This is a genomic window from Streptomyces sp. EDA2-14, assembly GCF_054963755.1.
The window spans coordinates 326,615-341,862 of sequence record NZ_JBUEGE010000002.1 but is presented as its reverse complement, the minus strand read 5'-3'; the positions used below and the strand labels follow the sequence as shown (position 1 = coordinate 341,862).

At 71.0% G+C, this 15,248-nt stretch carries 10 protein-coding genes; 3 read left to right on the top strand and 7 right to left on the bottom strand.

The annotated features are described in order from the left end of the window. The first annotated feature begins 100 nt into the window (after nucleotides 1–100). Both ACY34M_RS07850 and ACY34M_RS07845 read left to right on the top strand, forming a co-directional pair. On the top strand, nucleotides 101–1,597 hold the full coding sequence (locus tag ACY34M_RS07850; protein ID WP_462716303.1) for a peptide MFS transporter: 1,497 nt from the start codon (nucleotides 101–103) through the stop codon (nucleotides 1,595–1,597). A gap of 9 nt (nucleotides 1,598–1,606) precedes the next feature. Then, complete coding sequence (locus ACY34M_RS07845; RefSeq protein ID WP_462716304.1) at nucleotides 1,607–3,613, top strand: CocE/NonD family hydrolase; 2,007 nt, start codon at nucleotides 1,607–1,609, stop codon at nucleotides 3,611–3,613. Between the two features lie 101 nt (nucleotides 3,614–3,714). On the opposite strand, the gene ACY34M_RS07840 is transcribed toward ACY34M_RS07845, so the two are convergent. The 3 genes from ACY34M_RS07840 to ACY34M_RS07830 all read right to left on the bottom strand — a co-directional run bounded on the left by ACY34M_RS07840 (nucleotide 3,715) and on the right by ACY34M_RS07830 (nucleotide 7,194). Further along, a complete protein-coding gene (locus ACY34M_RS07840) occupies nucleotides 3,715–4,515 on the bottom strand; it encodes an HAD family hydrolase (protein WP_462716305.1) in 801 nt (266 codons plus the stop codon). A 158-nt stretch (nucleotides 4,516–4,673) separates the two neighbouring features. Beyond that, on the bottom strand, nucleotides 4,674–5,876 hold the full coding sequence (locus tag ACY34M_RS07835) for an FAD-dependent oxidoreductase (RefSeq protein ID WP_462716306.1): 1,203 nt from the start codon (nucleotides 5,874–5,876) through the stop codon (nucleotides 4,674–4,676). Nucleotides 5,877–5,925: 49 nt separating this feature from the next. Next, nucleotides 5,926–7,194 carry a carboxylate--amine ligase gene (locus ACY34M_RS07830; RefSeq protein ID WP_462716307.1) on the bottom strand — a complete coding sequence of 423 codons (1,269 nt, stop codon included), beginning with the start codon at nucleotides 7,192–7,194 and terminating at the stop codon, nucleotides 5,926–5,928. Nucleotides 7,195–7,473: 279 nt separating this feature from the next. On the opposite strand from ACY34M_RS07830, the gene fahA reads away from it, so the two are divergent. Then, nucleotides 7,474–8,757 carry a fumarylacetoacetase gene (gene fahA / locus ACY34M_RS07825; protein ID WP_462716308.1) on the top strand — a complete coding sequence of 428 codons (1,284 nt, stop codon included), beginning with the start codon at nucleotides 7,474–7,476 and terminating at the stop codon, nucleotides 8,755–8,757. A gap of 109 nt (nucleotides 8,758–8,866) precedes the next feature. Here the strand turns inward: fahA and recQ are convergent, their stop codons facing one another. The 4 genes from recQ to ACY34M_RS07805 form a co-directional block, all read right to left on the bottom strand. Further along, nucleotides 8,867–10,843, bottom strand: a complete 1,977-nt coding sequence (recQ, locus tag ACY34M_RS07820; RefSeq protein ID WP_462724107.1) for a DNA helicase RecQ — start codon at nucleotides 10,841–10,843, stop codon at nucleotides 8,867–8,869. 171 nt (nucleotides 10,844–11,014) lie between these two features. Continuing rightward, nucleotides 11,015–11,821, bottom strand: a complete 807-nt coding sequence (locus ACY34M_RS07815) for a dioxygenase family protein (RefSeq protein WP_462716310.1) — start codon at nucleotides 11,819–11,821, stop codon at nucleotides 11,015–11,017. 180 nt (nucleotides 11,822–12,001) lie between these two features. Then, entirely contained in the window at nucleotides 12,002–13,651 is a 1,650-nt protein-coding gene (gene nuoN / locus ACY34M_RS07810) for an NADH-quinone oxidoreductase subunit NuoN (protein WP_462716311.1), read from the bottom strand. Next, nucleotides 13,648–15,246, bottom strand: coding sequence for an NADH-quinone oxidoreductase subunit M (locus ACY34M_RS07805; protein WP_462716312.1), 1,599 nt, complete (start codon nucleotides 15,244–15,246; stop codon nucleotides 13,648–13,650). Before ACY34M_RS07805 ends, nuoN begins: the two co-directional genes overlap by 4 nt. Nucleotides 15,247–15,248: the final 2 nt, after the last annotated feature.

Genomic DNA, 15,248 nt, shown 5'->3' with positions numbered 1-15,248 from the left:
TTCGATCACAGCTGGCGCCCGCCCGAACACCCTGGACCAGGCGGCTTCGCGACACCACCGGTATGTTCTTGATCAGCACAGACGACCTGGAGTACGCACTTTGTCCCGCACCGAGAACGACACGGGGAGCGCACCGCCCCCTGGTGACGACACGGCTTTCTTCGGCCAGCCGAGGGGCCTGCTCACCCTCTCCGGCCTGGAGGTCTGGGAACGGTTCTCGTTCCTCGGCATGCAGGCCATCCTCGTCCTGTACTTCGCCGACACCGTCGCGCACGGCGGCATGGGCATGGACCCCGGCAACGCGGCCTCGGTCTCGGCGGCGTACGGCACGCTCGTGTACCTCGTCTCGGTCGCGGGCGGCTGGCTCGCCGACCGGATCCTCGGCTCGTACCGCGCCGTCCTGTGGGGCGGCATCCTCATCGCCTGCGGACATTACTCGATGGCGGTGCCGACACCCACGATGACCTGGGTCGGCCTCGGCCTGATCAGCGCCGGTACCGGGCTGCTCAAGCCGAATGTCGCCTCGATGGTCGGCAAGCTGTACCGGACCGACGACGAGCGCCGCGACGCCGGCTTCGCGCTGTACTACATGGGCATCAACATCGGCGCCTTCGCGGGACCGCTGATCACCGGCTGGCTCGGCGACCACAAGGGCTGGCACTGGGGCTTCTCGGCCGCCGCGATCGGCATGACGTTCGGCCTGATCCAGTACGTCGCCGGGCGGCGTCACCTGGCCGGACGCACCGAGGCCGCCGAGTACGCGCTGCCACCTGAGGGGATGCGCCGGGCGGTGCGGCTGATGGTCGTCGGCGCCGTCGTGGTGGCCGCGCTCGCCGTGCTCCTCGCGCTGGCCGGCTGGCTGACCATGGGCCGCTTCGTCGACATCCTCACGTACATCTCGGTGGCCGCGCCGGTCGTGTACTTCGTGGTGATGTTCAGGAGCCCGCGGGTCACGGCGGAGGAGCGCGGCCGCCTCAAGCCCTATCTGGTGCTCTTCCTCGCCTCGGTCGCCTTCAACTTCATCCTGTTCCAGGCGTACTCGACGATGATCCTGCTGGCCTCGACGAACGCCGAGACGACCATCCTCGGCTTCGACTTCCCGGCCGGCTGGTACGCCTCCGCGCTCGGCGCCTTCGAGGTCGCCCTCGCGCCCGTCGTGGCCGCCGTCTGGGCCCGGATGGGCCCGCGCCAGCCGCACGCCTCCAACAAGATCGCGATCGGCGTGGTCCTGGGCGGCCTGTCGTTCCTCCTGATGGCGCTGCCGACGTCCGGGCACAGCGACGACACGTACAAGATGGCGGTCTGGTGGATCGTGGGCTCGTACCTGCTGCTCGGCCTCGGCGACATCCTCGTGGAGACGTCCGGCATGTCCGCGACGACCAAGCTCGCCCCGCAGGCCTTCGCCAGCCAGACCATGGCCCTGTGGTTCCTCTCGCTCGCACTCGCGAACGGGATCCAGGCCCAGGTCGTCAAGGTCTACGGCGAGGTCTCCAACCCCGCCTACTTCGGTGTCAACGGCGCGATCGCGGTCGCGGTCGGTGTCGTCGTCATCGCCCTGGCGCCCTGGCTGCGCCGCACCATGCACCCTGTTCACTGAGGTTTTCCCATGACGACCACTCCCACCATCCGGACCGAATTCCCGTTCGGCACGGTCCGCGAGGACATCCGTGTACCCCTGTCCGACGGGACGACGCTCTTCGCCCGCGTGTGGCGGCCGGTGACCGAGGAGCCGGTGCCGGTGCTCCTCGAATACCTCCCCTACCGGCTCTCCGACTGGACGGCGCCGCGCGACTGGCAGCGCCACCCCTGGTACGCGGGCCACGGCTACGCCTCCGTGCGCGTGGACGTGCGCGGACACGGCAACTCCGAGGGCATGCCCGGCGACGAGTACGACGAGCAGGAGCTCGCCGACGGCGTCGAGGTCGTGAACTGGCTCGCCGCGCAGCCCTGGTCGAGCGGCAAGGTCGGCATGTTCGGCATCTCCTGGGGCGGCTTCAACTCCCTCCAGATCGCGGCCCTCGCGCCCGAGCCGCTCAAGGCGATCGTGACCGTCTGCTCGGCGGACGACCGCTACGACAACGACGTGCACTACATGGGCGGCAGCGTGCTCGCCGTGGACATGCACGCGTGGGCGGCGACGATGCTCGCGTTCGTGTCCCGTCCGCCGGACCCGCAGTTCGTGGGCGACGGCTGGAAGGACATGTGGACGAAGCGGCTCGACGCCGTCGACCCGTTCATCCACACGTGGCTCGGCCACCAGACCCGCGACGACTACTGGCGCCACGGCAGCGTCTGCGAGGACTACTCCGCGATCAAGGCGGGCGTGCTCGCGGTCGGCGGCTGGCACGACCCGTACCGGGACACGGTGCTGCGGCTCGCCGAGCACCTCCCGGCCGAGCAGATGCGCGGCATCATCGGCCCGTGGTCGCACCAGTACCCGGACCGCGGACTGCCGCCGGGCCCGGCGATCGGCTTCCTCCAGGAGACGCTGCGCTGGTGGGACCACTGGCTCAAGGGCGAGGACACGGGAGTGATGGCGGAGCCGAAGCTGCGCTCCTGGATCAGCGACTCGCACCCGCCGGCGACCGTCTACCCGGAGCTGCCGGGCCGCTGGGTCGGCGACCCGTCCTGGCCGTCGCCGAACGTCTCCCCTCTCGCGTACGAGCTCCAGGGCCCGCCCCAGATCGTGCGCTCACCGCAGCACACGGGCCTCGACGCGGGCCGCTTCTTCCCGTTCGGGAACGATGCGGACCTGCCGCCCGACCAGCGCGAGGAGGACGCGAAGTCGGCGTGCTTCGAGTTCGAGGTGCCGCAGGAGGTACGGGTCCTCGGCAGACCGCGCGTCCGGCTCCGGCTCACGTCCGACGTGCCGCGCGGGCAGGTCGTGGCGCGGCTGTGCGACGTGGCGCCGGACGGTTCCTCGACGCTGGTGACGCGCGGCGTCCTCAACCTGTCCTCCCGCCACGGCCGTGCGGAGAACGTGCCGTGGGAGCCGGGCACCACGGAGGACGTCACCTTCGAACTGAACGGCATCGGCCACGCCTTCCCGGCCGGTCACCGGATCCGGCTCGCGGTGTCCTCGGCGTACTGGCCGTGGATCTGGCCGCAGGCGGGGTCCGAGGCCGGGTTCACGCTCGACCCGGTCGGCAGCGCCCTGGAACTCCCGGTACGCGGCCCCGAACCGGGCGGCTCGATCGCCTTCGAGGCTCCCGAGCAGTCGGAACCCCTCGGCGTGGTCTACCCGGAGACGCTGGAGGAGCCGCGCCCCGAGCGGCTCGTCGTACGGGACGTGGCCAAGGGCGAGTGGCGCCTTGAGGTCGACCCGCGGTACGGCGGCACGCGTCTGTACCCGGACGGCCTGGAGTTCACGGAGGACGCGCTGGAGACGTACGTCATCAACGAGGGCGACCCGCTGTCGGCGCGCACCCGCTCGGACTGGTCGATCCGGCTGCACCGCCCGGAGCTGGGCTGGGACGCGCGCGTGGACACCCAGTCCGAAATCACCTGCACGGCCGACGAGTTCATCACGTCGAGCGAGGTGGTGTGCCGGGACGGCGACGAGGTCGTCTTCCACCGCACCTGGGAAAAGCGCATCCCCCGCACGTCGGGCTGACCGGGATCGGCACATCAAGCCCCTGCGGCGATTGAGCAGCGGGGGCCGGGGCGGAGCCCCGAGGCGTGAGGACGGGGTGGCGCGACGGGACCGGTGAGCGCTCAGGCGAACACCCGGTCGAGGACCACCGCCACCCCGTCCTCCTCATTCGACGAAGTCACCTCGTCGGCGACGGCCTTGAGCTCAGGATGCGCATTGGCCACCGCCACCCCCCACCCCGCCCACCCGAACATCGGCACATCGTTCGGCATGTCGCCGAAGGCAATCGTGCCGGCGGCCCCGACCCCCAGCCGCTCCGCGGCAAGACTGAGCCCGGTCGCCTTGGTGACACCCCGCGGCTGCAACTCGACCGTGCCGGGACCCGACATGGTGACCGTCGCGAGCGGATCCACGGCGGCCCGCGCCACCGCCGCCAACTCGTCGTCGGACAGCGACGGGTGACGGAGCAGCACCTTGCTGATGGGCCGCTCCCACAGCTCGGCCCGACCCTCGACCCGTACCGCCGGAAGCGTCGGATGCGGCATGAGGTAGCCGGGCTCGATGAGCGTGAGGCCCTCCACCCCGTCCTGGTCGACGGCCGCGTACACCTGTCCGATCTCGGCCTCGATCTTGCCGAGGGCCTGCTCGGCGAGGTCCCGGTCGAGCGTCAGGGACCACACGAGCCGGTCCCGTGCGCCGTCGTACAGCTGCGCCCCCTGCGCGCACACGGCGAGCCCGCCGCCGAGGTCGTCGAGGAGCGGCTTCACGCGGGGCGCGGGCCGCCCCGTCACCACGATGTGCCGGGCGCCCGCGGCGACGGCCGCCGCCAGGGCCCCGCGGGTCCGGTCCGAGACCGTGTCGTCGCCGCGCAGCAGCGTGCCGTCCAGGTCCGTGGCGATGAGTGCATATGCGGGTGCGGGCATGATCCGAAGAATACGGACCGTCCCTGTCCACGACCCGCCGAGTACCGGCCGCCCTGGCAGGGTACGGCCGGTCACGGCGGGGTCGATTCATCAGTTCGGGTGATGCCCCGGCCCGGTCAACCGGCGTGAAATCGCCGGTAGTTGCCGGGGCCACGCGGTCAACCGTGCGCCGACGCCAGATGCCGCGCGAGCCGCGGCGAGGCGAACTCGGTGCCGCAGACGAAGCGCATGACCGGCCCGTACGACGACCCGCCCAGCATGCCCGTGAAGTACAGGCCGGGGACCGACGAGACATAGCCGGCGCCCAGCCGTGGCGTGCCCCGGCTGGTGGCGAGCCGCGTGCGCAGCCCATCCCCCAGGAAGGGCATCGCCGCGAGGTCCACCCGATACCCCGTCGCCGCGACCACATGGTCGGCCGTCAGCTCCGCGGCAGTGCCCTCGTGCGTGCGCACGCTCAGCACGGGCGCGCCCCCGGACGCGGTCACCAGCGCGATCCCGGCGACGTCGCGCACCGCCACCTTGCCCTCGAACCGCTCCCGCAGCCACCACGCGCCCAGCGGCCCGAGCACCCGCCTGACCAGGAAGTGCCGCGCCTGCGGCGGGAGGTGGCGGTACGGGTGGGGGTAGTACGTGAGCGCGTACAGCGACCACGCGTTGCCGAACGGGGTCTCGGGACGGAACCTCGGCTGGTCCCACGGGGGCGCGCCGAAGCGGACCCGGCCCTTGCCACGCGCCACCACCTGCACCCGCGCGCCCGCCTCCGCCGCGAGCGCCGCCGTCTCCAGGGCGGACTGGCCCGCGCCGACGACGATCAGCTCCTTGCCCGCGAACCGGGACAGGTCGTGGTGCTGCGCGCTGTGCGAGACCGGGCCCGTGGGGGTGGGTCCGTCCGGTACGGCCGCGGCGAACTCCGGCGGCAGGTACTCAAGGCCCGACAGCCCCGTGGCGACGACCACGGCCCGCGCCGTGAACTGCTCGCCCGAGTCCAGCTTCAGCTCGAACCCCGCGGACCTGCGCCGGTCGACGGAGACGACCCGGACCCGCTCCAGGTCCGGCACCAGTTTCTTCTGGAACCAGTCCCCGTACGCCACGAACGTCTCGGCGGTGATCAGGTCCTCGTCCGTGACGAGCCGCTTGATCCCGGCCGCGTCGCAGTAGTCGACGAGCCGGTGGCCGCGCTGCGGCGCGTCGATGTTCGACGCGGACGGCACCGACTTGAGGATCATTCCTTCGGGCATGTGCGAGCGCCAGCTCACCATGGGATCCCCGAAGATCCGTACGGGTATTCCGCGCGCCCGCAGATGGGCCGCGGTGGACAGGCCGTAGGGCCCCGCCCCAATGACTGCTACCGGATGATTCACGAAGCCCCTCCCCAGGACGACGCGGCGTCACCTGCTCCACCTGCTTCGATCAGGTCCGGCCGCCGTGTCCGCCGCCCGAACCGGTTGTGCCGCAGCGGCGGTTGGTCCGCCACAGCTGGTACAGATGCTTCGCCCCCGGCCGCACGAACCGGGCGAGCATCGTGAAGAACGGCGCCGGGTCGTCGGCCGCCCACCACGCGAGCTCCGTGCCACTCGCGCGGGGCGGGGCGTGCGGGGTCGTATAGCCGCTGCGCCGGTACGCCAGCAGGGCCGGCAGGTCGATGTTCTCCACGACGTAGCGGTGCCCCGCCCGCTGTTCCCCCTCCGGAACGGTGCGGCCGGTGAGCTGAAGGTGCATGGCGCGGACGACGTCCACCCCCGCCTCGTTCTCGAAGAGGCGGAACTGGGCGCCCATGCGCGGATTGAAGTCGAGCAGCTTGTACTGCCCGTCGCGCCGGTCGAAACGCAGATCCAGGTCGATGATGCCGGTGAAGCCGATCTGTTTGATGAAACGCGCGGCGAGGTCCGCGAGTTCCGGATTGTCGACGACGTACGCGTGCGCCGTCATGCCCGCGTGCGGCGGCCAGGAGCGGACCTTGACCCCGGTGAACATCGCGAGCGGCGTGGAGTCCTGGTCGAAGTACGCGTGCACGATCCAGTCCTCCGCGTACTCGCGCGGCAGGTACTCCTGGAGGATCACGCCGGGCTTCTCGCCCCAGCCACCCGCGAGTTGACGCAGGCCCTCGGGGGTCGAGATCCGCGTCGTACCGCTCACGGCGGGGCTGCTGCGGCGCGTGAACGCCTCCCGGTTCTTCGCCACCACCGGGAACCGGGCCTTCGCCGCGAACTCCTCGATGTCCGCGTACGACGCCGGGAACACGGCGGGCGGCGACGGGATGCCGTGCTCCACGCACAGCTCGTGCAGCCCCTGCTTGCTGGCGAGGCGGCGGGGCAACTCCCGCTCCACACGCGGAAAGAGCAGGCCCGCGTCGGCGAGCGGCCCCTGGTGTTCGGCGATGAGGACGGCGGCCTCCTCGTCCGTCGGGATCAGCACCGCGGGGCGGCCGATCCGGCGGGCGACGCGCAGCAGCCCGGCGACGAGCCGCTCCGGCGCCTCCGTCCCCGTCGTACGCCAGGGAAAGGCACGGGACAGGTACCGCGAGGCCGCGGCGGGTGTGCGACGGTCCTCGGTGATCGCGTACATCGGCACACCGAGGCGCCCCAGGCTGCGGATCGCGCCCACCCCGCCGTGGTGCAGCGGGTAGTCGCCGAACTTCACGATCAGGCCGGGCACTTCCCGGTCCACGGCCAACGGCACGCTTCCGGCGCCGACACTCCCGGCACCGGCATTCCTGGCGCTGGCCCTCCCGGCGCTGGCACTCCTGGCCACGGGTCCCCCCACGCGTCCCCCCTCGGACCCGGACCTTGAATACAGGGCCGTGGCCCCGTCCGTGCCCACCGGACAATGACGCTAAGCCGGAACCCATCACTCCATCAACGGGTCATTCGGACATTGCGAACTCTTTAGACACTGCCACAAACCGGTACCTCCCACGTAACGTGTCACGCACCCGAATGGAAAGTGAGGCCCGCAGGCATGGCACCCGCAGCCACCTCGGAGTCCGCGTCCGAGCCCACTCCGCTCGACCGGCTCGACCCACTCGACCTTCCCGAAGGCCACCCCTTCGGCCCGCACAACCTTCCGTACGGCGTCTTCTCCCCCGCCTCGTCCGCGGGCGCCGAGCGCCGCGTGGGCGTCCGGATAGGGGACCACGTCCTGGACGCGGGCGCCGCCGCCGCGGCCCTCGGCTCCCCCTACGTCTCGGTGCTGGACCGCCCGAATCTCAACTCCCTGCTGGCCGCCGGTCGCCAGACCTGGTCCGACGTGCGCCGCGCGCTGACGGGCTGGGTCACGGTCCCGGCCCACCGCGAGGTCGTCCGCCCCTTCCTGCACCCCCTCTCCTCGGTCGACCTGCACCTCCCGTTCGACGTCGCGGACTACGTCGACTTCTACGCCTCCGAGAACCACGCCTCGAACCTCGGCCGGCTCTTCCGTCCCGACGAGGAGCCCCTGAAGCCCAACTGGAAGCACCTTCCGGTGGGTTACCACGGCCGCTCCGGCACGGTCGTCGTCTCCGGCACGGACGTGGTGCGCCCCTGTGGCCAGCGCAAGGCCCCGGCCGATCCGGCCCCGGTCTTCGGCCCGTCCGTCCGCCTCGACATCGAGACGGAGGTCGGTTACGTGGTCGGCGTGCCGTCGCCGCAGGGCACGTCCGTGCCGCTGACGGGGTACAGGGACCACGTCTTCGGGCTCTGCCTCCTCAACGACTGGTCGGCGCGCGACATCCAGAACTGGGAGACGGTGCCGCTCGGCCCGCACCTCGGCAAGTCCTTCGCCACGTCGATCTCCGCGTGGATCACGCCACTTGAGGCCCTGGACGCGGCCCGCGTGGCCCCGCCGGAGCGGACGGTGCCGCTGCTGCCGTACCTGGACGACGGTGTCCCCGAGGTGGCCGAGGAACCGGCCGGCTACGACCTGCGCCTCACGGTCACCCTCAACGGCCAGGTGATCTCCGAGCCCCCGTTCTCCGGCATGTACTGGACGGGCGCCCAGATGCTCGCCCACATGACGGTCAACGGCGCCTCCCTGCGCACCGGTGACCTCTACGGCTCGGGCACGATCAGCGGCACGGAGCCCGACGAACGCGGCTCCCTGATCGAACTCACCTGGAACGGCCAGGAGCCCCTGGACCTCCCCGACGGCAAGCGCGGATTCCTGGAGGACGGCGACGAGGTGACCCTCTCCGCCCGGGCCCCCGGCCCGGACGGCGCGAGGGTCCAACTGGGCGAGGTAACAGGCCGAATCGTGCCGTCAGCCTGAACCGGTGCCGGCGTCGGCCATTCAAGCCCCTGCGGCGATTGAGCAGCGGGGTCCGGGGCAGAGCCCCGAGACGTCAACCCCGCCGCAGCGGAACCGGCGGCACCGTGAGTTACCAGTCCACGTCCTCCGGAGGAACCTCGTCCTCGGGCGGCGGCTCCTGGCCCACATAGTCGGGCCAGGGCTCAGCCGCCCCGGTCCCTCCGGAGGGCGCCGCGGGCTCGCCCCTCAGGCCCGCCAGAACGCCGAGCACCCCTTCCCCCCACGTCGCGAGCTTCTTCTCGCCGACCCCGCCGATCGTGCCCAACTGGGCGAGTGACGTGGGCCGCTGGAGCGCGATCTCGCTGAGCGTCGCGTTCTGGAAGATGACGTACGCCGGCACGCCGTTCTCCTTCGCCTGCTCCCCGCGCCAGGCCCGCAGCGCCTCGAAGATCGGCGCCGCCTCCGGCGGCAGCTCGACCGCCGGCGACTTGGCCTTGCGCTCCCGGGCCCCCGCCGCCCGCGGCGCCGGCTTCGGCTCCTTGCGCAGCCGCACCTCCCGCTGCCGCCCGAGCACGGCCCCGCTCTCCTCGGTCAGCACCAGCGTCCCGTACTCCCCCTCGACCGCGATGAGCCCCTGCGCCAGCAACTGCCGCACCACGCCACGCCATTCGGCCTCGGCCAGCTCCGCGCCGATACCGAACACGGACAGCTGGTCGTGGTCGAACTGGATGACCTTGGCGCTGCGCCTGCCGAGCAGAATGTCGATGATCTGCCCCGCGCCGAACTTCTGCCGCCGCTCCCGCTCGAGCCGCACCACGGTGGACAGGATCTTCTGCGCGGCGACCGTGCCGTCCCACGTCTCGGGCGGCGACAGGCACGTGTCGCAGTTCCCGCAGGCCTCGGCGCCCTCCTGCCCGAAGTACGTGAGGAGCTGGGCCCGGCGGCACTGCGCCGTCTCGCACAGCGCCAGCATCGAGTCGAGGTGGGCGGAGGCCCGGCGGCGGAACGCCTCGTCGCCCTCCCCCATGTTGATCAGCTTCCGCTGCTGGACCACGTCCTGCAGCCCGTACGCCATCCACGCCGTCGACGGCTGACCGTCACGCCCGGCGCGGCCCGTCTCCTGGTAGTAGCCCTCGACGGACTTCGGCAGGTCGAGGTGGGCGACGAACCGGACGTCCGGCTTGTCGATGCCCATGCCGAACGCGATGGTCGCGCAGACGACGAGGCCCTCCTCGCGCAGGAACCGCGACTGGTGCTCCGCGCGCACCCGCGCGTCCAGGCCCGCGTGGTACGGCACCGCCTCGATCCCGTTCTTGCTGAGGAACTCGGCCGTCGCCTCCACCGACTTGCGCGACAGGCAGTAGACGATGCCCGCGTCGCCCTCGTGCTCCTGCTTGAGGAAGGACAGCAGCTGTTTCTTCGGGTCGTTCTTGCCGACGATCCGGTACTGGATGTTGGGCCGGTCGAAGCTCGCCACGAAGTGCTTGGCGTCCGGCATGCCGAGGCGCTGGGTGATCTCCTGGTGCGTCGCCCGCGTCGCCGTCGCGGTGAGCGCGATGCGCGGCACGTCGGGCCAGCGCTGACCGAGCACGGACAGGGCCAGGTAGTCGGGGCGGAAGTCGTGCCCCCACTGTGCCACGCAGTGCGCCTCGTCGATGGCAAACAGCGACACCTTGCCCCGCGAGAGCAGTTCGAGCGTGGAGTCGAGCCGCAGCCGCTCCGGCGCCAGATACAGCAGGTCGAGCTCGCCCGCGAGGAACTCGGCCTCCACCAGGCGGCGCTCCTCGAAGTCCTGCGTCGAGTTCATGAACCCGGCGCGCACCCCGAGCGCCCGCAGCGCGTCCACCTGGTCCTGCATCAGCGCGATCAGGGGCGAGACCACGATCCCCGTACCGGCTCTGACCAGCGCCGGGATCTGGTAACAGAGCGATTTGCCGCCACCGGTCGGCATCAGTACGACGGTGTCCCCACCGCCCACCACGTGCTCGATGATCGCTTCCTGCTCGCCGCGGAAAGCGTCGTACCCGAATACGCGGTGGAGCGTGGCGAGGGCCTCGCTTCCGATGGCCCCGCGCTCCGTCGCCTCGCTCATGACTTCCGTCCCCATCTTCGCTGCTCCCCCCGTACGCCGTGGTTCGACGTCCTCAGCAACGATAGGGGTCCGCACCGACATCACGGAAAGTTATCCACAGGACGCACGCGGAGGCACGGACGACGCACGGTGGGGTGCCGACTCCCCCGTGCCGGCACCCCACCCCACCGCGTCGTGGCCCGCGACTCAGCCCGCGCGCCACAGCGACGGTGTGCCCGGCGGCTCCCAGCCGGGCAGCGCGGTGTGCCCTTGGAGGCAGGTGTAGGTCACACCGCCGTAGGTGACCTTGTCGCCCACCTTGTACGCCGTGCCCGCGGCCCAGGTGCCGCCACCGCCGGGCGGGTCGGTGGGGCCGCCCTGGTCCACGTTCAGGACGAAGTCGAACGCGGCCTCCTTGCCCGCGCCCGCGTCCCGCACCGTCATCAGAAGGCGCGGGTCGAAGATCGAGTCGGTGCTGTTGCGCGGCTCGCCGGGGAAGTAGAGCTGTGTCGTCAGCACGGGGCGACCCGGCGCCTGCACCTTGACGTGGATGTGCCGGGTGCGCCCCGGATACAGGCCCGGCACGATCGTGGAGAGCGTGAAGGCGCCCCGCTGGTCGGTGAACTGGTGGCCGCGGAAGGTGAAGCCGACGTTGTCGTACGCGCCGTTGACGTCCGCCTGCCAGAAGTCCAGGAGGGCGTTCGCGACCGGCTTCCAGGCGAGGCCGAAGACGTAGCCGCTGACCGAGAGGCGGGTGCCGGGGGTGCCCGCGGTGACGAGCGAGGTGCGCCGGGGCGAGTTCGGCTTGAAGTAGGGGCCCTCGATCTGCTCGGGCGTCGGATCGTCGCCGTCGTCGCACATCGGGGTGAGCTCCAGCGGCCGCACGCCTTCTTGGGACGTGCGGGCGAGGGCGGGTGCGCTCGCGCTCATCACCGCCACCGGGAGGGTGGCGCCGGCCGCGAGCGCGGCCTTGAGGACCGTCTTGCGCGAGAGATCTCTTGATGTTCCGTCCATGTCAACTCCAGGGGGGTGGCGTGGTCGCCCGCATGCCGCCACGATGGCACGCCCCGCCCTCGCCGGGGACATACCAAAAGACCCCCTGCCACCGTCGCATGGCCGGGCCCGACGGCATACGAGAGGCCCGGCACCCCCGCTCGGGATGCCGGGCCCCACGTGACGCCGCGTCGGCCGCGGCTACCGCACGAAGACCCCCGCCTGGCTCGCCAGGTCGAGGAAGTACTGCGGCGCGAGGCCCAGCACGATCGTGACGGCCACACCGACCCCGATCGTCGTCATGGTCAGCGGCGACGGCACGGCCACGGTCGGGCCGTCCGCCTTCGGCTCGCTGAAGAACATGAGGACGATGACGCGGATGTAGAAGAACGCGGCGACCGCCGAGGACACGACACCGACCACGACGAGCGCGCCCGCGCCGCCCTCGGCCGCCGCCTTGAACACGGCGAACTTGCCCGCGAACCCGGAGGTCAGCGGGATGCCGGCGAAGGCGAGCAGGAACACCGCGAAGACGGCCGCCACCAGCGGCGACCTGCGCCCGAGCCCCGCCCACTTCGACAGGTGCGTCGCCTCGCCGCCCGCGTCGCGCACCAGCGTCACCACGGCGAAGGCGCCGATGGTCACGAAGGAGTACGCGCCCAGGTAGAAGAGGACGGACGAGACCCCGTCGGGCGTCGTCGCGATGACACCGGCCAGGATGAATCCGGCGTGCGCGATCGACGAGTACGCGAGGAGCCGCTTGATGTCGGTCTGCGTGATCGCGACGATCGCGCCGCCCAGCATCGTGACGATGACGATGGCCCACATGACCGGCCGCCAGTCCCAGCGCATCCCCGGCAGTACGACGTACAGCAGGCGCAGCAGCGCACCGAAGGCCGCGACCTTCGTGGCCGCCGCCATGAAGCCGGTGACCGGCGTCGGCGCGCCCTGGTACACGTCCGGCGTCCACATGTGGAACGGGACGGCGCCGACCTTGAACAGCAGGCCCATGACGACCAGCGCCATGCCGATGAGCAGCAGCGCGTCGTTGCCCATGGTGTCCGCGAGGGCCGGGTCCACGCTCTGCACCGAGCCGTCGACGACGCTCGCGATCGAGGCGTACGAGACCGAGCCCGCGTAGCCGTACAGGAGCGCGATGCCGAACAGGGTGAAGGCGGACGCGAAGGCGCCGAGCAGGAAGTACTTGACCGCGGCCTCCTGCGACATGAGCCGCTTGCGGCGGGCCACGGCGCACAGGAGGTACAGCGGGAGCGAGAAGACTTCCAGGGCGATGAACAGCGTCAGCAGGTCGTTCGCCGCGGGGAAGACCAGCATTCCGGCGATCGCGAAGAGCGCCAGCGGGAACACCTCGGTGGTGGTGAACCCGGCCTTTATGGCGGCCTTCTCACTGTCGCTGCCGGGCACGGAGGCGGCCTGTGCGGCGAACGAGTCGACGCGGTTGCCGTGCGCCTCCGGGTCGAGCCGCCGCTCGGCGAACGTGAAGATCGCGACCAGCCCGGAGAGCAGGATGACGCCCTGGAGGAACAGGGCGGGGCCGTCGACGGCGATCGCGCCCATGGCCGCGATGTGCGCCTTCGTCGTCCCGTACCCGCCGGCCGCGAGCCCCACGACTGCCGCGAAGGCGGCCGCGAGCGCGACGACGGAGAGGAACACCTGCACGTAGTAGCGCGACCGGCGCGGCACCACGGCCTCGACCAGGATCCCCAGGACGGCGGCACCGATGACGATCAAGGTCGGGGACAATTGCCCGTATTCGATCTTCGGTGCGTCGATCTTGGCGATCGGGCCGGCGGCGGTTGTCCACAGACTGTGGACGGCTGACGTAGTCACTTGTGAGCCGCCTCCACTTCCGGCTTCGGGTCCTTCTTGTGGACGTCGGACAGGGTGTGCTTGACCGCCGGGTTCACCAGCTCGGTGAGCGGCTTCGGGTAGACGCCCAGGAAGATCAGTACGCCGATCAGCGGGACCACGACCGCGAGCTCACGCACCCGCAGGTCCGCGATGCCCTCGGTGGACGGCTTCACCGGGCCCGTCATGGTGCGCTGGTAGAGGACCAGCGTGTAGAGCGCGGCGAGGACGATGCCGAAGGTGGCGATGATGCCGATCACCGGGTAGCGCGTGAACGTGCCGACCAGGACCAGGAATTCACTCACGAAGGGCGCGAGGCCCGGCAGCGAGAGAGTGGCGAGGCCGCCGATCAGGAACGTGCCGGCGAGCACCGGGGCCACCTTCTGCACGCCCCCGTAGTCCGCGATGAGCCGCGATCCGCGCCGCGAGATCAGGAAGCCGGCGACCAGCATCAGCGCCGCCGTCGAGATCCCGTGGTTGACCATGTAGAGCGTCGCGCCGGACTGGCCCTGGCTGGTCATCGCGAAGATGCCCATGATGATGAAGCCGAAGTGCGAGATCGACGCGTAGGCGACCAGGCGCTTGATGTCGCGCTGGCCGACCGCGAGCAGCGCCCCGTAGACGATGCTGATCAGGGCGAGCACCAGGATCGCCGGCGTCGCCCACTTGCTCGCCTCCGGGAAGAGCTGGAGGCAGAAGCGGAGCATCGCGAACGTGCCGACCTTGTCCACAACCGCCGTGATCAGCACGGCGACCGGGGCGGTGGCCTCGCCCATCGCGTTCGGCAGCCAGGTGTGCAGCGGCCACAGCGGGGCCTTCACCGCGAAGGCGAAGAAGAAGCCGAGGAAGAGCAGCCGCTCGGTGTTGGTCGCCATGTCGAGCGAGCCGCTCGCGCGGGCTTCCGCGATCTCCGAGAGCGAGAACGTCCCCGCGACCACGTACAGGCCGATGACCGCGGCCAGCATGATGAGGCCGCCGACCAGGTTGTAGAGGAGGAACTTGACGGCCGCGTAACTGCGCTGGGTCGCCGCCTCCTTCTCGCCGTGCGGGCCCGCCCGGTCCCCGAAGCCGCCGATGAGGAAGTACATCGGGATGAGCATGGCTTCGAAGAAGATGTAGAAGACGAAGACGTCGGTGGCCTCGAAGGAGATGATCACCATCGCCTCGACGAGCAGGATCAGGGCGAAGAAGCCCTGAGTCGGCCGCCACCGACCCGCAGCGAAGCTGCCAAGGGACTCGGCTCCGGTCTCCTGCGGGTCGGCGTCGTGCCAGCCCGCGAGGATCACGAACGGGATCAGCAGCGCGGTCAGCGCGATCAGCGCCACCCCGATGCCGTCCACACCCAGCTCGTAGCGGACCCCGAAGTCGGCGATCCACGCGTGCGATTCGGTGAGTTGGAAGCGTCCGCCACTCGGATCGAAACGGACCGCGACCACCGCCGCGAGGACCAGGGTGGCGAGCGAGAACAGCAGCGCGAGCCACTTGGCCGCGGTGCGCTGCTTCGCCGGTACGGCGGCCGTGGCGATCGCGCCCACGGCCGGCAGTACCGCCGTCGCTGTCAGCAGAGGAAAGGACATCG